The following is a 24,265-nucleotide window of genomic DNA, read 5'->3' as shown; positions in this document are numbered from 1 at the left end:
GGTAATAATGGTTCAATAATTAGCCACTCTTCATCTGTTAAACTGCTTAAATACATAAGTGACAAAACATACTGTTATTTTATCAGTATACTAGATCCCAAATGGGTTCTATAAAAAGGCATCTTGCAGTAGATATTCTCGGCTTTCCCTTTTTTACTCACTGTACTCAGGCGAATATTTCTGATGACCAAGGGCTGATTGAGATGTTGACAATTCATATCGACTTCTTCAAATTCAAACCTGTGGAACTACCTAAAACGACAATCCTTTTAGACAACGGTTATCATCCTGACTTTCTCGAAGCAGAGTTAGTCAAAATTTATCCTCAAATCATGAGTAAAATTCAATTTCAATTGTCTCCCAAGCCATCCCAGCAGGAAAAAGCCCAGAAAGGAAAGTCTGGTTTTGTACCAGTTAAAGCCAGATGGGTCATTGAAAGAAGTAATGCTTGGATGGAACGCTGTAAAAGCTTGGTCAAAAATTTTGAAAGAACTTTGGAGAATGCGACGACTAAAATTCATCTCTGTTTTGTCAGACTTATGCTCAAACGGTTAGCTACTTCATAGATCCCAAATGGGTTCTATATGGATTTATTTGGTGGGGGTGGCTGGTCTGCTAGTACGTTCGTTAATGGTCTAAGAACAGATTACCCGACCTATAACGATGCTTTACCATCCACTTATGTAGATACTAACAGGACTCCTCAGTCAAGCGTTCCTATATTTGGTTTAAGGAGAACAGTATGAGATATCTTGCTTTTAATAGCACCACTTCCAAGTGGGAAGAATATCAAAAAGTTAGGACTGATACTTTTATAGAGGCTCTACCACCAGGTGAGGAGCCGGAAGGCGTGGACATCGATACGACACGAACACTTTCATTCTATTCTCCTGATGGCTTTATGTATTCTCTCACTCCCGGCTTTATAGATGAGCAGAACCAACTTGTTTATGATCGTTGGGAAAGATGGGAAATTGGAGAGGTTGTGTATTTTTACTTGGGAGAATTACCAGCATCGGTCACACCTAATTTCACCCACCCCGACCCTGAGCGACGGGACATAGATATCACTGGATTAGTTTAAACGTTAAAACCTCCGTTCGCGCGGAGGTTTATTTTTTTCCCAAATCACTATGGAAAACATAAACATAACAAAAGAAACACCAAACCAGCAACTCGCAGTAACTATCTCTCCTGAGATGCAAAATAAAGTTTTAGACCAAGTTCTTATTCAATCATCTGGCGTGGGGTTAGGAATTATATTGTCAGTAATTGGATTCTTTGCCTTACTTAATTGGTTAGGGTTAAAGGAGGCGATCGGTGGGTGGATCGAAAGGCAGAAGGTAGAATCCGAGGCGCTGAAGGATCTTACTGAGTCTTTCAGGATGTTCCTGGCGGAGTACAAACGTGACAACCAGGACATACAAACTAAACTACAAAATCTGTACGATCGTTCACCTAGTAATAAACGATAAGAAACCCCGGCGGAAACCGGGGCTCTCATTATCTATCTAAGTTTGGATTGCTTGAGTACATTAACCTCAGAAATCAAACCAACCTCATAAACATCACGTACTATCTCCCAATCCAAACAGAACTCCTGGCTTATGCTTATCAAGTTCTGTGCAATCTCGATGAATCTCTCTTCTCTCCCTCCTGCATTTAGTGATAGAATCACTTGATGATAGACCAACGTTACCCATTCTTCTGTTGCTAAGGGCATAGACACCTCTTTTAGATAGAAGGCGGGGCGTGGGCTTGGCGTTAGGTGGTGCAACACCTTTCGCCTTTAAGCTTTAGAATCATTCCAGTTAATAAGACCCCTAGATGCCCGCTCAACAAACTCACTGCGGGAGATACCGTGCTTCTCAGCCTCCTTTTGCAGGATTTCCCAGCAGGTATCTGTCAGTATGAGGTTGCGGCGTTGCTTTAGTTCATTCCAATCAACTGGTATACCCCTTACTCGCTTCATCGCCCCGTCCTTTGGTTTACTAGAATATACTTACATACTAACCACGCTCTAGTCAAGGGGTTTGTAAATATTTTCTTGGGTTTAGGACAGATATTTTTAGGACAGATTTTTAGGACAGTTTTGGAGTCTAGCAAGCCTGTAAAGCCCCTTTGTTATGGGTTCCAACTGTATTACAAGCAAGTAAGAACTGCTATAGTCATTCTGTAGCGGGTTTTTATAATTTTAAATATGTGGATTAAGAAAATATTTCTCTTATGTATATTGAGCATTAGTATCAATTTGTTGTTTGCTTGTAAAGAAAATACAGCAAATTCATCAACCAAAGCTGCAAAAACTTGCCCCGGTGAAAATCCTCAATTCAGCCTGGAATTTTTTAAAACTAATAATCAAGGGCAGAAATCGACTAAGGGTATTAATCATGTGATTATTTTTAATCCTAAATCACCAAAGTTAGATTTCAAGGTGAATGTGGGTTTATCTCACAAGCTTTATGCAAAAAATCAACAGGGTAAATTTATCAGAAATTATGTACCGAAGCAATTTAATGAAATTATCAGCGATCGCAATTCCCTGTTAAATGGACAAAGACCGCTAGTAGCGATTAACGCCGATTATATCGGCACTGATGATAAACCACAAGGCTTAAATATTTCCCGTGGTGTGGAGTATTCGGGCGCATTTAAAACTAGACGTTCTTCCTTTGGTATTTCTGGAGGGAAACCACAAGAGCGAATCGCCACAATTCAAGCAGGGAGAAGAAGTAATAATCTTTGGAATTACAATTTAGTGGGTGGAAATGGCAGATTTTATCGCCAAGGTAAGTTTAAAGATATTTGTCAAGATTTAGGAGAACTTGCTTGTAAAGAAGCAATCAATCGCTCTATGGTGGCGACAACTAGTAAAGGCTATGTAATTTTATTAGTGAATGATATAAAAGCTAATTCGGTGATTGAATCTTCTCAAGTTAATCAGGAATTAATGCCAGATATGTTTGATGATGTTTTATCTGGTATTGCCCGAAATAACTGTTTAGGCACAATTCAAGAAGGAATGTTATTTGATGGCGGTGGGTCGCCTGGATTATATTACAACGGTAAAATTTATGTGGAAAATGGCGGCGCTATTGGTTCGGTGTTTTTGATTTACAAAATATCCAATTGAATTTTTAATAAATGCGATCGCTAAAATATGGGCGATCGCATTTTTAACTACCAATCAAATTACACAGTAATTCTGGTGCCGTCAAATCTAGTAAAGGTAAAGCCTCGGAAATCTTCGATATAACCTAACCTTTCATCTCGCAATAGGCTAATAGCCACCTCTTCCCCTATAGCTATACCTGCTGCACCATCAGTCCGCCAGTGAATACCACCGTGACCACGCCCAATAGCATAATTAGTTGCCAACTTGTTCAACTCTCCACCCACGGTTAATGGTTCACCAGTGTAGGGAATTAACTTTGTTGGGTCGCTGGGGTCGGGTACTACGGGGTTAGGAATGACGTGGTTTTCATCAAAGAAAGCCTTTAACAATGTCACATTCACACCTGCAATTACCGCAGCGCCACCCGTATATGAAGGATGTAAAGGTGCAGCTTCTGGATAAGCTTGCGGTAGCAAATAAGTACCCAACTTGCTGTAAGTTCTGGCCAAAGCTTGGGAATTTAATATCTCAGGATGAATGGGATATTGAGTCCTGTTGACAAGATTGTTGTAGATTAATCCACCGTAGGCTTCTGGGCGCAGGGTGCGATGTACATAATACTTCTGCCAATATGAGGCGCGAATTGCCCGTGAAGTTCCCAAGTTTAATAGTGCTTGTAAATGCCCCACGGCAAATGTCGCAGCAGAACCTACTTGTGTCCGAGAGTTAACGTAGGGATTACCAGGATTTAACGGTGCGCCAATTCCACCGTCAATCAGTGGGTCACGTAAACTCACTGGGGAACTGAGAAGTAAAGAAGCCCCGTAATACAAAGCGCCACCAATATGAGCAAATTCACCCAAATCACGCACAGTCGATACATAACGGCGCGTAGGGTCATAATTAATTGATCTGCCAGAATTGCCACCATTCTGCACAGTCAGCCATTCGTTAAAGTCAATCAAAAAGTCATTACCGGGGAGGGCAGTCCGAATTACTGCCAAAATATACTGTGTTCCCCAAGGAATATTCCGCAGTAAAAATTGGGAAATGTAAGGGCCGTTTAATACCCCTGGCGGAGTGACGTGTCTTGGAGTTCCACCAGAACGGTCAGAGGGGTCAACGTAGCTGACAGTACCACGAAATAAAGTTTGCGGGGTGACACGACCATTGATTTTTGGCCCGTAAAAAGCAGACAGTCTGTTCAACTCGTCAACAGCTGCTAAAACATTCGGATCATCTGTATTATCTTGAAACTTAGAAAAAGATACATCACGCAGTAAAGCTTGCCAGTATAATTCCACTGCTTCATCGGCGCGGGCTGCACTGGCTAAAGCTGGTGGTATTGGTACGCCTATTTGAGCCGCGTTGATACCTTCAAGGCTAATTGCCAACGGCCCTTGAGGGTTGACTAGTTTTCTGGTACCACCCAAGATAATTTTTTCATATAGGCTGGGGTCTTGCCTGTTAAGTGCTGTAGTTAAAGAGTTGTAAGCTTCTAGGTTAACTTCACCTCTTTGGTTATGGGGCAAACCTCTAGAATCACTGCCAATTTTGTTAGCATACCTTTGCTCATCGCCGTTGGTAGGATGAGGTGGAATCGGAAAACTTCGTTCTAGTCTGGCGGCTTCTAAGCGAACTCGGTAGGCTCTATCTACAAACCTGTTATAGTTAAACCGCCCAACCACATCTCGTCCACTAGCTTGAACAACGCCTTCTTTGCGGAAAGACGAAACTGTGGAACCCATCACACCTGCAACTACCCCAGTTGCAGTTAACATTGTGGTGCGATTGAGAAATGAACGTCTGCTGAAGCGTTTAATAAATGAATTGCGAGTTGGAGAATTTGGGCTGTTGTTTTGCGCTTGATTTGCTGACTCAGATTCAAATTGCATCAGATTTGCTCCTCAATAAAAAAGTCAAGATGATATGTCGCTACAAGCAATTGTTTGTAGACGTTGCTTACTTATGGCGCATCATCAAAACAGGATGCGTGAGAGAATTTCTGTGTACAGGTGCAGAGATTTACCTATGTTCTGATACTTAGCAGATAATCTACCCATCAGAATTTAGGCTGACTCTGGCAGCCGCTTTTATCTATATATTTTCACTAACTACGGTAAATCGATAGATTTTAAGTAGTTAGTGATTAAATTAGAATTTCCCACAAATCAGCGAGAAAAGCAAGATGATAATTTAAATAACCAGAACTGATATCATAAGGACTGTAGGGGCGGGGGGAAAAAGAAATTGAGACGCTGATCAAAATCGCCCTAAATCAAATACCCGACTTATTCAATAAGTCGGGTATCTAGTTGTTTATCAAGAATTGAGTTTAAATCACTGATGAGTTATACCAAATTGAAGAATGATTGCGACAAATGAATTGCCCAAAAGCTTACCAGTAAAGCCTGTCTCAATCCAAAATCTGTCTTGAAAAGTTTGCTCAAGTCGGGGAACCCGCCCACGCAACTTTTCGCAAAATCTAAAATCCAAAATGGTATTACCCTTACTTGGATGCTGTTTCACCAGGGCCAGCAGTGACAATCACCACATTTTCTGGTTGAATTAAATCTTTGATGACTTGTTGAATTTGAGTCATATTTACAGCTTGAATGCGTCGCGGAAATTCTCGGATTTCTGCTGGTGAAAGACCCAAAACAGCATTATTTAAAATGATGTTGGTAACTTCGCTGGGATTGGCTAATTCCACAGGGTAGCTATTAGTAATGGAACGTTTGGCAGTATTTAATTCTGATTCTGTGATGCCTTGTTCCCGTAACTGTTTGAGTAAAGCGAGGGTGCTGGCGATCGCTTTTTGGGCATCTGTAGGCGCAGTTTGCATTTCAATTAAGAAGGGGCCGGGATTGATCCCCGCAGCAAAACCACTGTAGATACCATAAGTCAAACCGAGGCGATCGCGTACTTCTGTACCCAAACGGCTAGATAAAGTATCACCGCCTAAAATTTGATTCAACACCAAAGCTGCATAGAAACGGGGGTCTTTACGAGAAATGCCGTTGTAACCAATATAAGTTACAGCCTCAGCTTTACCAGGAATCACTTTATTCAAGCGAGTGGAAGTTTTTGGTAGGGGTACTTTCGGCAAATTCAACCCAGGTGGTTTACCTTCAGCTTGCCATTTAGTAAAAGCTTGATTGAATAAATCTTTCACCTTCGCTTGGTCAAAATCTCCCACTAAAGCGATTGTGGTTGTGTCTGGACGGTAATGTTGACGATAAAAGTTCAACACATCGTCACGAGTGATACTCTTTAAACTCGCTTCTGTGGAAAAACTGTGGAAAGGATGACTTTCTGGGTAAATTGCTTGTTGGAATACGCGCCTTGCTAAAGTACTGGGGTCATCTAACTGCACTTTTACATTAGTTAACGCCCGTTGACGACTCAGTTCTAATTGGTCATCGGGGAAGTTCGCATTTTGTAAGACATCTGCCAAAGTTTGCACTAAAACTGGCAAGTTAGCGGAAAGCCCTTCACCACTAATACTGACACCTTCGCGGCTGGGGCTAAACTCTAAACTGGTTCCCCGATCTTCTAAAGTTTGGGCTAAAGCCAAAGCATTTTTTGTTTCGGTTCCATTCATTAAGTTTTCTGCGGTGAGAAGGGCGAGTCCAGCTTTTTGATTACTATCAAACTCAGTTCCCGCATCAATTTGACCACTAATATTAATTGTGGGCAGACTGCGGTCAGGTAACAGTAAGACTCGCAAACCATTGGCTAAAGAAAATTGTTGTGGTAGAGGTTGCTGATTAGATCCTGTAGATGAACTTGCCGGTGGTAAATATTTTGCCAGTTCGGCCGGGTCTACAGGTTGACCAGGGCTAAAGTTTTCCACAGTCCGACCAGAACCAGAACTAGAGGTTCCGGCTTCACCATCTGGTTGAGTTGGTTCAAAAAAGCCAATGGTTTGTTTAGCTGGAACAAGGTAAGTTTTCGCTACTCGTTGGACATCTTCTGGTGTCACTTTGGCGATCGCCGCTAAATAGCGTTCAATATATTTATAATCTCCCGCCACAGTTTGGTTATATCCCAACTGACTAGCTTGGCTGCTGATATCTTGATTGCCTAACACAAAAGAAGCTTGCAATATTGTCTTCGCCCGGTTTAACTCTGCTGCACTCACGCCCTTTTGTTGTAATTCTGATAGCGAGGTTTGCAGAACTTGGGCAATTTTCTCTAACTTTTGACCGGGGGCGGCTGTCGCCTCAATTTCATACCAACCCGGTTCAATTAATTCCGCAGGACTTCCACCCACAGAACTTGCTAAACCAGATTCCACCAAAGCTTGATAAAGTCTCGAACTCCGTCCCCCCGTCAAAATTGCATCCATCACATCAATTGCTGGTACATCAGGATGTTGGATATCTGGTAAAGGATAGACAACATGCAACAAAGCCGCACTTCCCGGTTCTTTTAAAACTATGGGAGTTGAGGCTTGGGAGTTGGGAGTGGTGGGGGGTGTGGGTTTTTGACTCTCAACTGTTGACTTTTGATTCTTCGTCAACTTGCCAAAACTTTCTTTCACCGCCTTGAGTACAGATTCTGTGGCAAAATCCCCTGTGATTACCAAAGTCGCATTATCAGGACTGTAATAAGTTTGGTAATAATTCCGCACCTGTTCGACAGTGAATTTTTCCACATCGGCTTTTGTACCACCTACAGATAAACCATAAGCCCGATTAGGAAAAGCCGCCCTCATCACCGCCCGATTTAAACGATAACTGGGTGAGTTTTCATAGCCTTGCAACTCCGAAATAACAACACGCTTTTCACTGCTGAGTTGTTCAGCCCCAACCAAAGCATTTTTCATCCGGTCTGCTTCTAAAATTAGCAGTGCTTCGAGTTTATCTCGTTGCACTGTGCCGAAATAAGCTGTTTCGTCGTAACTTGTAAAAGCATTAAACTGACTACCCAAAGCACTAAACAAACGACCAAACTGTACTGGGCGTTCTTTAGTACCTTTAAACATTAAATGTTCTAATTGGTGAGAAATACCACTTTCCCCTTTACCTTCGTTGCGTGAACCAACTTTGTACCATACTTGCACACTCACTACCGGGGCTGTATGAACTTCTTTCGTTAATACTGTTAAACCGTTTTCTAAGACAGTTTTTTTAACTCCTTGGGTAAAAGATAATCCCGATACTGGAACAACTGCGGCTGGTGTCACCGCATTAATGACATTTCCCGAAAAAGGTATCAAACTTAGAAAAAAACTAAGTAAAAATGCTATTACCATCGTTGAGCGTCGCTTCATAAGCAAATCAAAATTTGAATTTTCAATTCATAAAGGCGATTCTAGCGAATCATTCTTTGAAATATGGGGATCAATTTCTTTAATCACGCCAGAATGACATGATTCACCAAAAAAATAAAGACGAAAATCTGATCTTTAAACAAACCAATTCCCGGATTTTTGAAGAATTCAGGGATCTTCTTCGAGAAATAGCTGAAATTTAAGTAATACTACTGAAGCAGTCTGTATCTTACGATGTTCAAATAAGTAAATTAGACAGCAAAATTCCCGTTAAATCTCGCAAAACAAGTAATTACGCGGAAATTTTTGTCTAATTACAGAGTTGCAATGAAACATCTGCATATATTTTTGCTAAAACTTAAATTTTTTTTACACACAGAGAAGGATGGTAGTTATGCGGTTTAAATCTATATTCACCACATTGATGTGTCTGGCAGTTTTTATATTATTCAGCATCTTTGTGCAATCAGTAGACCAAGCAGTTGCTTTCGGACAGTCAAGTAATATTAAACTTGACCCCAGCAAAGGTAAAGAAATTGGTTTTGTGTACGAAGCTTTTTTAAGTCCGCTACAAGAACCAGATGATGAGGAAAATACACCAAAAATAGCACCACCATCTTTAAAATCTACTGCGCCTTCTATACCAAGAAATCAGCGTAAGTCACATGGACACGGAGTCGTAAAATTCACCAAAGATTTGAGTAAAGCATTTGTTGATGTTCAGGTAGCAGGCGTAAATCTCAAAGATATAGTTATGTTTCATATCCATTGCGGGAAGCCAGATGTCCTTGGCCCTATTCAAGTTGACTTTGCTTTGACTGGGGATATTAAACAAAACTTTGCTGATGGTCATTTTTCCGCAGAAGTAACAGATGAAATTATTGAAAAGACTACTAATTCCGCCAAAGATTTGTTAGGACTTTACACTTTAGGTTGTCCTATTGAATCAGGAAAACCCGATAAAGTTAAAACAATTGCTGGTATGGCACATTATGGCAGACGTAGCGAACTTTATTTTAATTTACATACCAAAGGTCAAACTTTTTATGGGGATATTCGCGGTCAATTACATCCGGTAGAAAATTAAACTATGGCAGTCTACATCAGCAATTATCTAGGAGTTGGTAGAGATTGAGCAAAAATGGGAATTGCTATGAAGCGGAACAAAAAGTCATACAATTTTGGATTTAGGGAGAGGATGTTTTTTTATTCCCTACTCCCTATTTCCTATCTTTAATTTAACTAGCGATCGCCTCGGCTTTTTCTGCCACGGGGACATAAGGTTTTTCTGCGCCTTGTGCCAAATAAGCAGCTAACTGGCTTTCAATTTGGTCGCGGACAATTTGGCGATATTCTAAGAAATGCTCGTTGTGGGCGCAAACCGAAAGGTAATGTGTAAATACAGCAGGGTTCCGTTTGATAATACTGAACAAATGATGCCAGAATTTCCACCGAGTTTCCCTGACAATTCCTTGTCGCCAAACGACAATTAACAATGCTTTGAGTTCTACCCATGATGGCATTTTAAAAGGTGCTTTCCACTTAGGCGAACCTAACATTAAAAAACAGCGATAGGTGCGGTCTAAATATTTCACAGGGTCGTATAAAGCACAAAAAGCCTCAACATATTCCCTGGCAAGTTCTTCTAAAGGACGGGTGGGAATAAAGTTCATCAACGTGGTTTGGTTGATGTTACTTTCTGTATTTTCCCGCAATCTACCTTCTTTTTTCAGTCGATGCCACAGCGCAGTATTGGGTAGTGCTTGTAACATAGCGAAGGTGGTTGAGGGAATCCCGGCTTGTTCGGCAAACCGGACGATGCGATCGCCTGCGCCAGCTTTTTCACCATCAAACCCGATAATAAACCCAGCCATTGGCCGCAACCCAGCTTTGATGATGGTTTGTACTGCGTCTGTCAAAGAACTGCGGGTATTTTGAAATTTCTTGGTGAGTTGTAAACTATCTTCGTCTGGGGTTTCAATTCCCAAAAACACCGCCGAAAATCCAGACTCAACCATCAATTCCAGTAATTCTTCGTCTTGGGCTAAATCTACAGAAGCTTCTGTATCAAACTTAAAGGGATATTGGTGTTCTTCCATCCAGACTTTTAACTCTTTCAGCAACAATTTCACATTCCGCTTGTTACCGATAAAGTTGTCATCCACCATAAACACACCCCGCCGCCAACCCAATTCATAGAGATAATCTAATTCTGCTAATAATTGTTCTGGGGTTTTGGTGCGTGGTTTACGTCCATAGAGAACGATAATGTCGCAAAATTCGCACTGGAAGGGACAACCGCGCGAAAATTGCACCGACATCATGTCATAAGCATCTAATTCTAATAAATCAAAGCGGGGTACGGGTGTGCTTGTGACATCGGGTTTTTCTGCGGTGCGGAAAGTTCCAGATTTTTCGCCTCGTTGAATTGCTTCCACAAACATCGGTAAGGTGATTTCCCCTTCATCCAAAATCAGGAAATCTGCACCAACATTTTGGACATCATAAGGTGTAGAAGTTGGGTAAGGGCCACCAACTGCAACTAACTTACCGCGTCGTTTGGCTTCTTGAATTTGTTCCAATAAATCTTGTTTCTGGACAATCATCGCCGATAGAATGACTATATCTGCCCATTCCCATTCTGCTTCTGTTGCAGGACGAATATTGCGATCGACCAGCTTAAATTCCCATTCTTGGGGCAGAATTGCCGCTACAGTCACTAAACCCAAAGGTGGTAGTAAAACTTTGCGATCAACTAAATCCAGAATCTTTTCATAAGACCAAAAGGTTTTAGGAAATATCGGATAAACTAATAAAACTCGCATGTAGTAGCAGACCTCACACTTTGATTGTTATCCCACTCTAGCGGAAATAATTACTTATTGACTTTATATTGGCTTTAGCTTACCGTTAATGGTTTTGTCTGTGCAATTATTAACTAGAAAATATTGTGTGTCTGATGATAAAAATATGATGCCTCTCGATGCTTGATGATGTAAGAAAGAGGTCAAGATGGTACAGATACCCGTTAACCCAGAAAACTTATTGATTGAGTTACCGAAAGCGATCGCATTATATGTCACCCCAGAACAGTTCGCCGCATTAGCCGCCGCTAACCGAGACTTGAGACTAGAAAGAACTGCAAAAGGAGAATTAATCGTGAATCCGCCAACAGGTTGGGAGACTGGTAAACGTAATGTGACCATTTCGGGAGAATTATACTTATGGTGGCGGAATGCAGGTGAACCAGGTAAAGGGTTTGACTCCTCAACTGCTTTTGTATTACCAAATGACGCGATTCGTTCTCCTGATGCTTCTTGGATAAGCCAAGAACGTTGGCAAGTCCTGACTCCCGAACAAAAAGGAACTTTTGCGAATATCTGTCCAGATTTTGTAGTAGAATTGCGCTCTAGTTCCGATACTCTCAAAACTCTGCAAGAAAAAATGCGGGAGTACATTGATAATGGCGCGAAACTCGGTTGGTTAATCGATCCACAGCAGCGACGGGTAGAAATTTATCGCCCAAGTTCGGCGGTGGAAGTGTTGGATAATCCGGCTGAGTTGTTGGGTGAAGAAGTTTTACCGGGTTTTGTGTTGAATTTGCGTCGGGTGTGGGATTGAAAATTAGTTTTATGGTTATTGTTGAAAATTCATTTGTATTCATCTGCGTTCATCCGCGTCTATCTGCGGTTAATTATTTTTCAAACTTCTATTAGGCACACCGCTAATTTTCAACACATCACTCATGGTTGCACAATAATTTGGCAAGCCAAAACTTGCGGGATTGACGGCATTTTTATATGTGAAATGACGATAATTCATGCAAAATCTATCCCAAGCAGCCATCTGAATACGGAACACGGCAATAATTAAATTGGCTAATGAAATAGATAGGGGAATGCGGAAGTAAATTTTTTTGCCCAGATAAGCGCAGGTTTCTTCTATTGCTTGGTTGGCGGTGAGTCTTTCTTGACCTAAAACTAATTTGCGTTGTTCTTGGGTTTGGGGTGGATGTTCGATTAAATATTCCACAACGGTTGCAATATCTTTTCCGTGGATAAAGTGAAAACTACCGTCTGCTTGTAAAAAGCGAATTAAGTTAACATATTTTGTGACTTCGGGTATGCCAGAGGTGAGGTGAGAATAGGGTTTATTGGCATCGCCGCCTAGTACTAAGGTGGGAAAGACTGTGGTAATTTTAGGTGCGATCGCTAGTTTTTCTTTTTCATGCAAGCATTGATATTTAGAACCGATATAATCTGTCCCAATTTCGCCTGCTTCTTTTAGAGGTTGATTTTTGTTATCTAAAACACTAGCAGTTGAAAAATAAATTACCTGTTCGCAACGTTCAGGGTCTAATAAACTGAATAGTTCTAGTGTCTTGTTGACATTAATATCGTAAGTATTTTCTCCGCCCCATGCTGTTGCTGTTAACACTGCGACATCAATAGTTGATAACAAATCCGCAAAGTGTTTAATTTCTTGCATATCGCCTTGCAAGACAGTAACACCTGGACGAAATTGCGTATTAACTTGTAGTTTATTAGGGTTTCTAACTAGTAAAAATAGCTCGTGATTTGTATTTTGAATTAATGCTTCTGAGATGTAATGACCGATGCAGCCACTTGCGCCTGTGACTAAAATTCTTTTCTGAATCATAGTGATTTTTTTTAAAGTTTAAGATTGAACAATAAAATTAAAGGTTCCGCACTAAAGATTAATTTTCACGTAAAGGCAAAAAGGCACGAAGTTTTTATTCAAAATACATCTTCATAAACATCAGTTACAGAACCATAAAAATTTATGCTTGTAAACTGTAATTCTTGATTGCCTCTATAACTATAAAGTTCCCATCTGCCTTGTGCATTACGTCTAAAACAATCAATTCTTTGACGGTTTTGGCTGATTAATACATATTCTTGCAATGTTTCTATTTCTTGATAGTCACTAAATTTATCACCTCTATCTAAAGCCTCAGTGGAAGGCGATAAAACTTCAATAATTAAACTGGGATAGCGTTTAAAATATTCAAACTCTGTATCTCTTGGGTCACAAGTCACCATAATATCTGGATAATAAAAAACATTCAGCGATTCGATGTGTGCTTTCATATCAACGACATAAAGACGACACCCAGTTCCGCGAATGTGATTTCTCAGCAGAGCAACTAAGTTAGCAGTAATAGTTACATGAGCGTCACTGGCTCCTGCCATTGCATAAATCTGCCCTTGGATATATTCATGTTTAATGGGGCTAGATTTTTCATTTTCGAGATATTCTTCTGGTGAAATATAGGGGTGAGATTGGCTAGAGGTCATATAACTACTCAGCACTTTATTAACAGAACTGATAGTGTCTTTGTGGTTCAAAAATTGTTACCACAAAGACACAAAGGGAATTAACTCACCAGTGCTGCTGTACTGAGTTGCTTGGCTGTTTCAAAGAAGAAAGCGACGTTTTCTTCTGGGGTATCTGGTAGGACACCATGACCGAGGTTGAGGATATGACCCCAATTACCAGCTTTGCGAACGGTATCATAAATGCGATCGCGGATGAACTCTTTGGAAGCATAGAGTACACCAGGGTCAAGATTACCTTGTACTTTAACTTGCTTGCCTAATCGAGCGCGAGCATCAGCCATGTCTACAGTCCAGTCAACGGTGACGATATCCGCACCAGATTGAGCCATTCTTTCTAGTACACCCGCACTACCACTAACTAAAAGAATTAATGGTGTGTCGGGGTGGGTTTGTTTGACTTGCTGGAATACCCGTCGTTGATATGGCAGAGCAAAGGTATCGTAATCTTGAGGGCTTAATTGTCCTGCCCAAGAATCGAACATTTGCACTACTTGAGCGCCGCAGTCAATTTGATAACGGGCATAAACAGCGATCGCATCTGCCAATTTTGTCAGCAGTTGGTGTAGAATTGCCGGGTCTGAGAAGGCCAAGTTTTTGATGATGGAATAGGTTTTAGAACCTTTTCCTTCAACTGCGTAAGCAGCTAACGTCCACGGCGCACCGACAAAGCCTAATACTGTTGATTTGTTGCCAACTTCTTGGCGTAATGCCTGCAAGATGGTTTTAATAAACGGTAGAGCCGCCTCTGGATCTAAATCATGCAGGCTATCAATTTGTGCTTGAGTGCGAATGGGCGAATGAATGATTGGCCCTTTACCTTCCGCAATGTCCATATCAATGCCCAAACCAGGCAATGGAGTTACAATGTCGGAAAATAAAATCACTCCGTCCGGCTGGAAGGCTTTCCAAGGTTGCAGGGATACTTCAATCGCTACTTCGGGAATTTCGGAGCGATCGCGAAATGAAGGATACTTTTCCCTTAAGTCTCGGTACGCCTTCATATATCGTCCCGCTTGTCGCATCATCCATACTGGGGGACGATCTACTATTTCACCACGAGCAGCCCGCAGGAGATGAGGGGCCGTTGAGGAAACACCCATTTAACACTTCATCCTAAGTCACTTTGTTATGTCAATGTTTAGCTTATCATTCTGAGATTACGCTTTTTCAGAAGGCTTGCTTGAAAAGCCCAAGTCTTAGCTTTACTTAACTTAATATGCAAACCGATTCTAATAATCCAAATCCTTCTAATGTTGCAGCTACTAATAGCAATTCTCCATCAGGCAAATTATTTATACCCCCCAGCCAGCGACGCAAGTTTTGTGTATTGTTTACTTTTATGACAATTTTGGGTTGGGTAGTGGGTGGCGTTTTTAGTCTGGCAGTAGAAAGACTGCTCACACAAATTCTGACTGCATTTGGATCTATAGAAATGCAATCATGGGGCTATGGCATAAAATTACTCAGTAATATTGTATTTGCTGTGGTTTTTGCTACCGACCAAACATTAGTTATCCGTCGTTATCTTTCTGGTTGGCGATGGATAATTGCAACTACCATCGGTTGGTTAACTGCTGATTGTGTAGCGACTGCCTGGATTAATTATATTGCTTCAATTGCTAATTCTCTTAATGAAACTTTATCTCCTGAGTTAGCAATTATCTTTGGATTTTTATCAACAATTGCTTATATTTTTTCAGGTCTTTGGATGGGACTATTGCAATGGCTAGTTGTACGCCGTTACACAATCAAATCCTGGTGGTGGAATTTTGTACCATCAGTTGCTTTTTTGTTAATTAGTTTGCTGGTCTGGTTGCTATCATTAATGCAAAACTTCATACCAGAAGCAATATTGTATGGCAGTCAACAAGGATTAACAGCAACTATCCTAGGAATAGTACCAGCAATTGGTTTTTGTAGTTTAAAAAGACGCTTACCAAGGCAAACTCAGGCAAGTTAAGCAGAAAAGTTTGAGTAGGAAATACATTTATGTTTTACTACAATCCGTTAGCATGTTTACCTTCATCAGCCGAATTACCAGATTCTGACGATACACCTGTGGATAATGAATTACAAATATTAATTCCCAGCTTATTATTATCAATTTTAACCAGCATTTGGCACAGTCGTGAAGACTGGTTTTTTGGTATAAATATGGGTATTTATTATGGAGTGAGTACACCTGCGATCGTTCCTGATGGATTTTTAAGTTTAGGCGTAGAACGTTTTATTGGCGAAAATGGACGTTTTAGTTATGTGATGTGGGAAGAAGATGGTATACCACCAATTTTTACGTTAGAAATTGTCTCACAAGCATACAATTATGAATACGAACAAAAGAAATTAGATTATGCTCAGTTGGGAGTATTATATTATGTAATTTACGCCCCAACACGCTTACGCCGGAAACGTCAACGGCTGGAAGTTTATCGCCTAGTTGATGGAGAGTATATTTTACAATCTGGTGATAAAATTTGGATGCCAGAAGTTAATTTAGGTATTGGCAGAGAACGTGGAACTTATCAAGGCATGACGCGAGAATGGTTGTATTGGTACGATGAAAATGGTAGACGATATCCAACACCAGAAGAATTGGCAAATGTACGACAACAGCAACTAGAAGAAACCCAAAACCAACTTCAAGAACTTTTAGCTAAATTACAACAAAAAGGTATCGACCCCAACAATTTATAAAAACTATGGGAAACATCAATTCAGTAGTCATTGCTACTGGTACACATGGCAATGAATTTACAGGTATCTATCTAGGTAAAAAATTTGAACAGTTTCCGCAACTGATTCAGCGTCCAAGTTTTGATACTCGCGTTTTATTGAGTAACCCCAAAGCATTTGCAGCAGCCAGACGCTATATTGACAAAGATTTAAATCGTTGCTTTGCAACAGCAGATTTACAAAATCCCCAACTTGCTAGTTATGAAGATATTTTGGCAAAAAATATCTATTATTTACTAGCAGAAGAAAGCAAAAATCAGCAACAAGTTATTATTGATTTGCATAGTTCTACTGCAAATATGCAGTTAACTATAATTTTAGGTAGCCAACATCCATTTATATTACAATTAGCTGCCCAATTAAGTGCAATTAACCCTGATGTGAGAATTTGTTATTCTCAACCCACAAGAGATTCTAACTTTCTGTGTTCAATATCAGAATTGGGTTTTGCCATTGAAGTGGGGCCTGTAGCACAGGGAGTTTTAAATGCTGAGTTATTTCAAAAAACTGAAGCGTTAATTTATCAAGTTTTAGACTATATCGAAAGTTATAATCAAGGTTTATCTCAACCATCAAATACGAATCTAACATATTATCAATATACAGGAGTTATTGATTATCCTCGTAACGAAGCAGGAGAAATTATCGGCATGATTCACCCCGAACTCCAGTTTCGAGATTATCAACCGCTTAACCCTGGCGAACCGATATTTTTAACATTAGAAGGAAGTGCGATCGCCTATCAAGGCACATCTACAGTTTACCCCATTTTTATTAACGAAGCTGCGTATTATGAAAAAGGAATTGCGATGTGTTTAACTGAAAGAAAAACCATACAAATTTAAATCTTAACGTTTATTTATGTCTGATATTTGTATTGCACTACTTGTCTCGAACAAATGTTCTTACCTCTTTTCATAAACAGGATTTACGCAAAAATCTTTAAAAAGTCTAATTTATCGTATACGCGAAGCGGTTTCCCGTAATCCTTCGGAGAACCCGAAGAGTAAGGTATCCTCAAATCGCATTAGACGCGCAAGCGACTTCCCGCCGGGTATAACGCCAAAAAATCTTAGAGTCTGCGTAAGTCCTAATCAATCAATTTAGGGACTTGAAACCCCATATTCTGGCAGTTCGAGAAAGCTGTTACCTCTTACCTGTTCCCGCACTCGTTGTATCTGCTCAAAAGACTGTAGTATTTTCATCATTTGTTGCAAAACATAACATTCATCAAACTATAAGACTAATATTGGATTGCTGAACAAATCAGCACACCCAGATCAGACTTCTTTCCTACTCCCTACTCCCCATTCCCTACTCCCTGCCTTTACATATATTCAACAATCAAACCGGATTCATATATAAGTATTTATTCACTGTGTTTAAAGTTACCTTTATCAAAAAAAATGTTGTTTGCAATACTTGAATTTAGATTTAACTTATTTTTATGTTGAGATATTTAGCTTACCAAATCAGCATATTCAGTTAAGATTAAGCATGTTTTACTATTTAGTTGCTGGTTCTGGACTGCTAGACTCCCTGGATTAATTTCATCTTGTTATTCAATAGCTGTTAGCCCATACTGCTCCCATGCTGACCTATCATCGCAAGCCTGTGTGCTTATCACTAATTTCCACTGACCTGCCGTTCTGGTCAGTGGTCGAAACTGCCGGAACTTTGTATCAGAAAGATACGGAACGATTTCACTTACTGTTAACTGCACCGCCTCTCATTACCTGTGAAGTAGAAACTTCTCCCAGTACAGAGGAAATTTTGCCGCACAGAAAAAACACTGCCTACGTTCCCAGTAGTCCCAGAGTTTTGTGGCTGGAAATTTCTCCATATCGGGTGATTATGACTATGCAAGGTAATGGTCAAGTAAGTTACCGCCACTTCTGGGAAAAAGGGATATACGGTGTCAGCCGTTATTGGTTGCCCACGGAATCTTTACAACCAAATAATCCGATTCGCTTACGAAATTTTACAAAAACATTGACACTTACGGGTAAACAATTCCCGGAACACTTGCGCCTAGAGTATGAATTGTGGGCAGAAAAAGTCCAAATCGGATGTTACATCCTCAATTTAGAAATCAAACACTGATAATTTCAGCTTTTTTTTTCATGCCTTTCCCAACACTGCTTGGGGGAGGCATAATTTTGTTCTCCGACTGTTCCCCTGTCTCCACAGGCAAACTTTCTTAACTGGACTGTATTAGACTATATGACACAAGCAGCGTAATTTGTAGCTTTCTCGGTATATTTTTGTTTAGGCTCATGACAGATTCATCCGCATCTTTTATTTGAATCCTTAGCTTATGCGGTGGCTTTCCGTTTACTATGCGATCGCACCTATGGCATTGCCACCACTTTACCTTGGAGTGTAGATTTTGGTGATGGTATTTTCCTTCATCCCACACAATTATATGAAATATTCTTTTACATTTATTTATTATTCTTAATAAATCTTCGCTGCCTTTATCAATATCGCAGTGGTGACTTGTTTAAATTTTATTTAATTTCCTACGTAATTTTTCGGTTTTTTATTGACTTTACTAAAACCAGATTTTCATCCTTTATTTGGTTTGAGTGCAATTCAAATTGCTTGTGGATTGGCTATCCTATATTATTTGCCCAATATTCCGCAGGTGTTTTATATTCAAGCCCACAAATAAAAGTTAATTTTTATCTTAAGAATTTTTGACTAACTTGACCAAAAAATTAAACTTTTCCAAATATTTATCCACTTTTCATAAGTGCATTCACAAAAATCAAAGTTCTACATGATTTTTTTGGCTAAAGAATTCATGTATAGTTTTTTCGTGGCTTATTACCAAGTTTACTAACACCTAATACCTTGTTTAAGAAAATATTATGAAAGTTTTGAACGGGGGAAAAATGAGAAGTTTAAAACATAAAAACTTCTCGAAAAAAAAAGTAATTTCATTGTTAGCCATTGTTGCTACTGCCATTATGATTGTTGGCGTAATGGTAGGTGTGTTGCTGAATCGAGTAGCGCAGGCAGATACAAATGATGCGGTTCTGCCCAGCAGGTTCGGTCGGATGTTTCGGAATCAGCCTTCCTTTGCGCCACCCACTGATGTTATCAGAGCCGCTCTTTTAGAAATGGGCAAAGCTGGCGGGATATTAGATGCCAAAGACAATTTAGCCGCAGGGCCTCTAGCCTTGATTGTCGATCCGGCTCTCAACGTCAACAACCCCAACAACCCCAACCATACAGCTGGTACAACATTTTTTGGCCAGTTTATGGATCACGACATTACATTTGATTTGTCATCTCGGTTGGGTAGGGTCACACCTCCAGTATCTGCCCCAAATGGTCGGACTCCAGCTTTTGACCTGGATACAGTCTACGGTGATGGGCCGTTTGCATCACCCACATTTTATGACCCAACAGACCAAATCAAACTCAGACTGGAAAATGGCGGTTTGTTTGAAGATTTGCCCCGCGACGCAAATAACCGCGCCCTCGTCGTTGACCCACGTAACGACCAGCACTTAATTCTCACGGGAATCCTGAGTGCATTTCACCTCTTTCACAACCGTGCCGTTGATTTGGTGAGATCCCAGAGTCCATCTATCAACAACGTGAACGCTTTTAACGAAGCTCGTCGTTTGACTACTTGGCATTATCAGTGGCTCATTCTGCACGAATTTCTCCCCCAAATCATTGGTCAGGATCGGGTGAACGAAATCTTAAGAAATGGTCGGAGATTTTATACCCCCTTACCAGGTAGAGGCTTTATTCCAGTTGAATTTCAAGTAGGCTATCGTTTTGGTCACAGTATGGTGCGTCCGTCTTATCGGGCTAACTTAGCGGGTGACAATGGCCAACCCTTCTTTGCGTTTATTTTCGACCCTTCCCAAGACGGAAAAGCTGATCCTAGTGATTTGCGCGGTTTTGCTAGAGCGCCAAGGCGTTTTATTGGTTGGCAGACATTTTTTGACTTTAACGATACTCAAATCCGACGCAACAAGTTAATCGATACGAAAATCTCTAGCGCATTGTTTAACTTACCACTCCAGGCGATCGTAGAAGGTACACCACCTACTTCACTCTTACAGCGCAACTTGCTGCGACACGTAACTTGGCAGTTACCATCCGGTCAAACTCTAGCTCGCGCAATTGGTGTATCTGTCCTTAGTAAGAATGACCTAGCAGAACTCCGCAGCATCTATCCTACCTTCGATACCTCTACACCACTCTGGTACTACATCCTTAAAGAAGCTGAACTGATGGAAAGAGGCCTACGTCTAGGCCCTCTGGGTAGTCGCATTATTGGTGAAGTGATTATTGGCTTGCTTCAAGTAGATCCAAAATCTTATTTGAACGTTAATCCTTCTTGGGTGCCAACTTTACCTACTAGAACAGGTAGACCAGAAGACTTTCGGATGGTTGATTTTCTGACTTTTGCTCGTGTAGACCCGGCTAGTCGTGGACAGTAGAGTGAGTGTGAGTACTTAATATTCAACCAAGTACACTCCATCAACTAAAAATAAAGAGGGATAATTCAATCCCTCTTTTCTTTGTATTTAAAAGAACTGACAAGATTTTGAAACCTGTTAGATTTACAAAACTCAGCACTCTTGATTAAGGCTGTTTACGATTTGATGGTCACAGGTTCATATCCAGCCTCATAAGGTGTCACCACAGAAATAAATATCAAGGGTTCATCGCCGTGATTAAACACACCGTGAACACATTGGACTGGTGCTACAACCACATCTCCAACGGTAATTATTTTGCGAGAACCGTCTATATCTAAATAATATTCACCACTACCGGATAATATTGTCCAAGTATCCTGACCATTAGGATGAATGTGCGCTCCAATTTCTTGTCCGGGTTTGACATACCAAGCAACCACAACTGCATCTGGTGATTCCGTCACAACTGAACGAATTGGTTCACCATCTGTAGGTTGAAAAAAATCAGTACTCTTGAAAATTCTCTCTATACTCATTTTTTGATTAATCTATAAGTTGAACAATATGCAGCAGCATTCAGAATGGACTTTCTACTAGTCTTGAGAACTAACTTAAAATCTGCTGTATAAAATAGACTGACTGATAACAAGATTTATAATACGATTAAACAGGTTTTCTGAGAGAGATATATTGGTAAATATTCTATAAGTTATCGGGTAAATAAATATTATTTTATATTGATAAATGTGGCGCAAATCATTGATTTTAAATTAGGTTTAATTTATCCTTAATTTTGTCTTTTTAAGGATTTTATTTAGTCATATTTTTAATTGATTTGATTACTGGCAATTTCTGACAGGACTTACGCAAAAATTGCCCACAAGCTTAATTTATCGTAGACGCGAAGCGGCTTCCCGCAGGGTACCGCCAAGCCACCTTCGCGTAGCGTCTCCGTCAGGAGAAGAACGCCAAGAAATAGTAGAGTTTGCGTAAGTCCTATCTGATTGTAATGACATATCAAAACCAAAAAATAAAGAGTCAGAACTGATATTCTGACTCTGGAATGATAAATTATTCTGACTCAAACTTTGCTAGTAGCTACAGTTGCTACGCTAACTTTCAAGCGTTTAAGCATGGCTTCTCGCGCTTGTATTGCGAGATCATCATCTAAGGGTTTGAGTGTGATGGGTTGTTGATACTTCAACCGCAACGCTGTTTGAATTAACCAGTCAGCGACAAAGGGATTTTTCGGTAACAAGGGGCCGTGGGAATAAGTGGCGATCGCATTCTGATAAAATGCACCTTCTGTACCATCTTCGCCATTATTGCCTAAACCATACACCACCCGTCCCAAGGCTTCTACCTTACCTAACTTGGTGCGTCCGCCGTGATTTTCAAACCCGACAAGATAAGGTTTACTACCAATCATCTCTTCTAACTCTTTGGCGAGGCGGGAGGCTGTAACTTCAATTACTAAGTTACCAATGCAACGTTTGGTATTTTCCCCAGGATGAATAGATACTAAATCGAGGATTCCTAACCCTTCTATTCGTTGTCCAAATCCTGGTTCATAATAATGTCCTAGCAATTGGGGTGAACCGCAAGTAAAAACCCCTGGTGTACCATTGGCAATTTTTTCGCGCATTGCGTCAGCTTTCACCCCTTGCAAATCACGCATCACAATTTCTTGCTGACGGTCTTGTGCGCCTCCACCCACAATTACATCGACAGATTTAATATCTTCGGCGGTGGAATTTTGGTCTAGAGGTAATACTTTAACGCTGTATCCCCGCCATTGGGCGCGACGTTCTATTGTAATTACATTACCGCGATCGCCATAAGTACTCATTAAAGTAGGATACAACCAACCAATTGTTAATTCTAATTGTTCAGAAGTCATAATTCTTTACTCATAACTGATAATTTATAACTTTTTTCTTTCTCTGATTGCAGAATCCGTAAAAGACTTTTTACGCTGTTACCTGTCACCTGTTCCCTGTCCCCTGCTATATTTTTGCATGGACTTATAGCAATTTTCATCAGATTTCAGTATTTTAGGTCACAGTTTTGTAATTGTCAGACAGCCATAATCTCCACAGGTAACTGTAAATTTACTCAATCTTGGGTAAAGAGTTACACTGTTTTTGTGCAAATTTCCCAAAAAGTTAACTTTGTTTAACTAAGCGACAAATTTTTAATATCTCAATGGAGATTATATGCAAGCAATTGAAGCTCCGAATTTGACGGTAATTGCGTATGAAAACGCAGTTCCTGTGTCTCAACTACCTGCTGTGTGGCAAGATATTGCTAACGGATTAGCAGATGTAGGCATTTCTGATCCACAAAGTTATGTTGAAATGGCACAGTTATTTCAATATAAGTTAGAACAGGGTGATGTTGACTTATTTAACGAACGTCCAGAATTAGAATATCTTAAATCATCATTCTCCCAACTATTTGGCAAGTTAGCTTGGGAAACCCTAGAATTTTACGGTTATGACTTTATAAAAACTAGCTATCCTGATTTTGCGACACTGCTTCAAGATTTAGAATCAAAGGGCGAAGAGTTTGCCAATGAATTAAAAGTAGCGCGGATAGGAATAGAACTTTTTCAAGAATTTGGCTATGAACTACCAGCAAGTTTTTATCATGTGCATCTAGCACCAATTTACCGCGATCATGTATTTGAAGAACGCGCCCTAAGATTTGATAAGCGAGATATCAAACATAAGCGTTCTTGGGATGCAATATTACACGCAGGTAAGGTTTTTGCGATGCAAATGAAGGTGCAGAGTATCGCCTCTAAATATGGCTTTACTTATCAACATGGTTGTGGTTGCAATTCTCACCTATCTTCGATTGATACATCTAGCGGGGTATTTGAATATGAATTTACTCCCGAAAAGCGTCAACGGTGGTTGAGAAGTTTTATCTGGACTGCTTGGTATGAGTATGCTTTCTTTCCTATTGTCCCGAATACCAGTTATTTAGTTTAGAAAGTGAGAAAGATGAGGGATATGAGAAAGATGATAAAAAAAGCTTCTCATAAAAGTTTTTTATAAAGCTGCATAGAATTCTATCCCCCTTAACCCCCCCTTAAAAAGGGCTATGGTGTACACACAAGTCAAAAATTTGCTGTATGAAACCGCATCCCGCCTTGAACTAAAGTTCCAGGCTCATAGCCAAAGTCCACTTAAGTGGACTGCAATAGATTTCTAGTTGAGTCCTCTTCAGAGGACTTGTGCTGTGAGACTCGGAATTAATTCCGAGGCGGGATAGATGCACTCAACCCAGATTTGTGTGTACACGGTAGCTTAAAAAGGGGGGAAAT

General features: G+C 40.3%; 22 protein-coding genes. 13 read left to right on the top strand and 9 right to left on the bottom strand.

Annotation, left to right across the window (positions count from 1 at the left end; genetic code table 11):
• Positions 1-101: 101 nt before the first annotated feature.
• The 3 genes from H6G79_RS24905 to H6G79_RS24895 all read left to right on the top strand — a co-directional run bounded on the left by H6G79_RS24905 (position 102) and on the right by H6G79_RS24895 (position 1,475).
• Entirely contained in the window at positions 102-566 is a 465-nt protein-coding gene (locus tag H6G79_RS24905; protein WP_191049374.1) for a transposase, read from the top strand.
• A gap of 176 nt (positions 567-742) precedes the next feature.
• Complete coding sequence (locus H6G79_RS24900) at positions 743-1,084, top strand: hypothetical protein (protein ID WP_190593424.1); 342 nt, start codon at positions 743-745, stop codon at positions 1,082-1,084.
• Between the two features lie 49 nt (positions 1,085-1,133).
• Complete coding sequence (locus tag H6G79_RS24895) at positions 1,134-1,475, top strand: hypothetical protein (protein WP_190593422.1); 342 nt, start codon at positions 1,134-1,136, stop codon at positions 1,473-1,475.
• Positions 1,476-1,789: 314 nt separating this feature from the next.
• Here H6G79_RS24895 and H6G79_RS24890 read toward each other — a convergent pair whose 3' ends face one another.
• The gene (locus H6G79_RS24890) at positions 1,790-1,972 is read right to left on the bottom strand and encodes a hypothetical protein (protein ID WP_190593420.1); all 183 of its coding nucleotides are present in this window, start codon (positions 1,970-1,972) and stop codon (positions 1,790-1,792) included.
• A 228-nt stretch (positions 1,973-2,200) separates the two neighbouring features.
• Here H6G79_RS24890 and H6G79_RS24885 point away from each other — a divergent pair, with 228 nt between their 5' ends.
• Complete coding sequence (locus tag H6G79_RS24885) at positions 2,201-3,133, top strand: phosphodiester glycosidase family protein (RefSeq protein ID WP_190593419.1); 933 nt, start codon at positions 2,201-2,203, stop codon at positions 3,131-3,133.
• A gap of 59 nt (positions 3,134-3,192) precedes the next feature.
• Here the strand turns inward: H6G79_RS24885 and H6G79_RS24880 are convergent, their stop codons facing one another.
• Positions 3,193-5,010 (bottom strand): vanadium-dependent haloperoxidase, encoded by a 1,818-nt coding sequence (locus tag H6G79_RS24880; protein WP_190593418.1) that lies wholly within the window; start codon positions 5,008-5,010, stop codon positions 3,193-3,195.
• Between the two features lie 614 nt (positions 5,011-5,624).
• Entirely contained in the window at positions 5,625-8,393 is a 2,769-nt protein-coding gene (locus H6G79_RS24875) for a pitrilysin family protein (RefSeq protein WP_190593417.1), read from the bottom strand.
• Positions 8,394-8,787: 394 nt separating this feature from the next.
• Between H6G79_RS24875 and H6G79_RS24870 the strand changes: the two genes are divergently transcribed.
• Positions 8,788-9,480 carry a CHRD domain-containing protein gene (locus tag H6G79_RS24870; RefSeq protein ID WP_190593416.1) on the top strand — a complete coding sequence of 231 codons (693 nt, stop codon included), beginning with the start codon at positions 8,788-8,790 and terminating at the stop codon, positions 9,478-9,480.
• Positions 9,481-9,631: 151 nt separating this feature from the next.
• On the opposite strand, the gene H6G79_RS24865 is transcribed toward H6G79_RS24870, so the two are convergent.
• Positions 9,632-11,218, bottom strand: coding sequence for a B12-binding domain-containing radical SAM protein (locus H6G79_RS24865; RefSeq protein WP_190593415.1), 1,587 nt, complete (start codon positions 11,216-11,218; stop codon positions 9,632-9,634).
• Positions 11,219-11,405: 187 nt separating this feature from the next.
• Between H6G79_RS24865 and H6G79_RS24860 the strand changes: the two genes are divergently transcribed.
• The gene (locus tag H6G79_RS24860; RefSeq protein ID WP_190593414.1) at positions 11,406-12,014 is read left to right on the top strand and encodes a Uma2 family endonuclease; all 609 of its coding nucleotides are present in this window, start codon (positions 11,406-11,408) and stop codon (positions 12,012-12,014) included.
• A gap of 69 nt (positions 12,015-12,083) precedes the next feature.
• On the opposite strand, the gene H6G79_RS24855 is transcribed toward H6G79_RS24860, so the two are convergent.
• The 3 genes from H6G79_RS24855 to hemE form a co-directional block, all read right to left on the bottom strand.
• Entirely contained in the window at positions 12,084-13,052 is a 969-nt protein-coding gene (locus tag H6G79_RS24855) for an NAD(P)-dependent oxidoreductase (RefSeq protein ID WP_190593413.1), read from the bottom strand.
• 98 nt (positions 13,053-13,150) lie between these two features.
• Positions 13,151-13,711, bottom strand: a complete 561-nt coding sequence (locus H6G79_RS24850; RefSeq protein WP_190593412.1) for a Uma2 family endonuclease — start codon at positions 13,709-13,711, stop codon at positions 13,151-13,153.
• 80 nt (positions 13,712-13,791) lie between these two features.
• The gene (gene hemE / locus H6G79_RS24845) at positions 13,792-14,853 is read right to left on the bottom strand and encodes a uroporphyrinogen decarboxylase (RefSeq protein ID WP_190593411.1); all 1,062 of its coding nucleotides are present in this window, start codon (positions 14,851-14,853) and stop codon (positions 13,792-13,794) included.
• Positions 14,854-14,969: 116 nt separating this feature from the next.
• Here hemE and H6G79_RS24840 point away from each other — a divergent pair, with 116 nt between their 5' ends.
• The 6 genes from H6G79_RS24840 to H6G79_RS24815 all read left to right on the top strand — a co-directional run bounded on the left by H6G79_RS24840 (position 14,970) and on the right by H6G79_RS24815 (position 20,952).
• Positions 14,970-15,713 carry a hypothetical protein gene (locus H6G79_RS24840; RefSeq protein ID WP_190593410.1) on the top strand — a complete coding sequence of 248 codons (744 nt, stop codon included), beginning with the start codon at positions 14,970-14,972 and terminating at the stop codon, positions 15,711-15,713.
• A 29-nt stretch (positions 15,714-15,742) separates the two neighbouring features.
• The gene (locus tag H6G79_RS24835) at positions 15,743-16,447 is read left to right on the top strand and encodes a Uma2 family endonuclease (protein WP_190593409.1); all 705 of its coding nucleotides are present in this window, start codon (positions 15,743-15,745) and stop codon (positions 16,445-16,447) included.
• 5 nt (positions 16,448-16,452) lie between these two features.
• Positions 16,453-17,331 (top strand): aspartoacylase, encoded by an 879-nt coding sequence (locus H6G79_RS24830; RefSeq protein ID WP_190593408.1) that lies wholly within the window; start codon positions 16,453-16,455, stop codon positions 17,329-17,331.
• A 745-nt stretch (positions 17,332-18,076) separates the two neighbouring features.
• Positions 18,077-18,589, top strand: coding sequence for a hypothetical protein (locus H6G79_RS24825; protein WP_190593407.1), 513 nt, complete (start codon positions 18,077-18,079; stop codon positions 18,587-18,589).
• Between the two features lie 219 nt (positions 18,590-18,808).
• On the top strand, positions 18,809-19,189 hold the full coding sequence (locus H6G79_RS36945) for a prolipoprotein diacylglyceryl transferase family protein (protein WP_313934195.1): 381 nt from the start codon (positions 18,809-18,811) through the stop codon (positions 19,187-19,189).
• A 194-nt stretch (positions 19,190-19,383) separates the two neighbouring features.
• Complete coding sequence (locus H6G79_RS24815; RefSeq protein WP_190593406.1) at positions 19,384-20,952, top strand: heme peroxidase family protein; 1,569 nt, start codon at positions 19,384-19,386, stop codon at positions 20,950-20,952.
• A 155-nt stretch (positions 20,953-21,107) separates the two neighbouring features.
• Here H6G79_RS24815 and H6G79_RS24810 read toward each other — a convergent pair whose 3' ends face one another.
• Both H6G79_RS24810 and H6G79_RS24805 read right to left on the bottom strand, forming a co-directional pair.
• Positions 21,108-21,470, bottom strand: a complete 363-nt coding sequence (locus H6G79_RS24810; protein WP_190593405.1) for a cupin domain-containing protein — start codon at positions 21,468-21,470, stop codon at positions 21,108-21,110.
• A 545-nt stretch (positions 21,471-22,015) separates the two neighbouring features.
• Positions 22,016-22,834, bottom strand: coding sequence for a type 1 glutamine amidotransferase (locus tag H6G79_RS24805; RefSeq protein ID WP_190593404.1), 819 nt, complete (start codon positions 22,832-22,834; stop codon positions 22,016-22,018).
• 316 nt (positions 22,835-23,150) lie between these two features.
• Here H6G79_RS24805 and H6G79_RS24800 point away from each other — a divergent pair, with 316 nt between their 5' ends.
• On the top strand, positions 23,151-23,930 hold the full coding sequence (locus H6G79_RS24800) for a hypothetical protein (RefSeq protein ID WP_190593403.1): 780 nt from the start codon (positions 23,151-23,153) through the stop codon (positions 23,928-23,930).
• Positions 23,931-24,265 lie beyond the last annotated feature (335 nt).

The sequence above is a fragment of the Anabaena sp. FACHB-83 genome, from assembly GCF_014697485.1.
GTDB lineage: Bacteria > Cyanobacteriota > Cyanobacteriia > Cyanobacteriales > Nostocaceae > Nostoc_B.
This window is presented reverse-complemented; position numbering and strand designations above follow the sequence as displayed.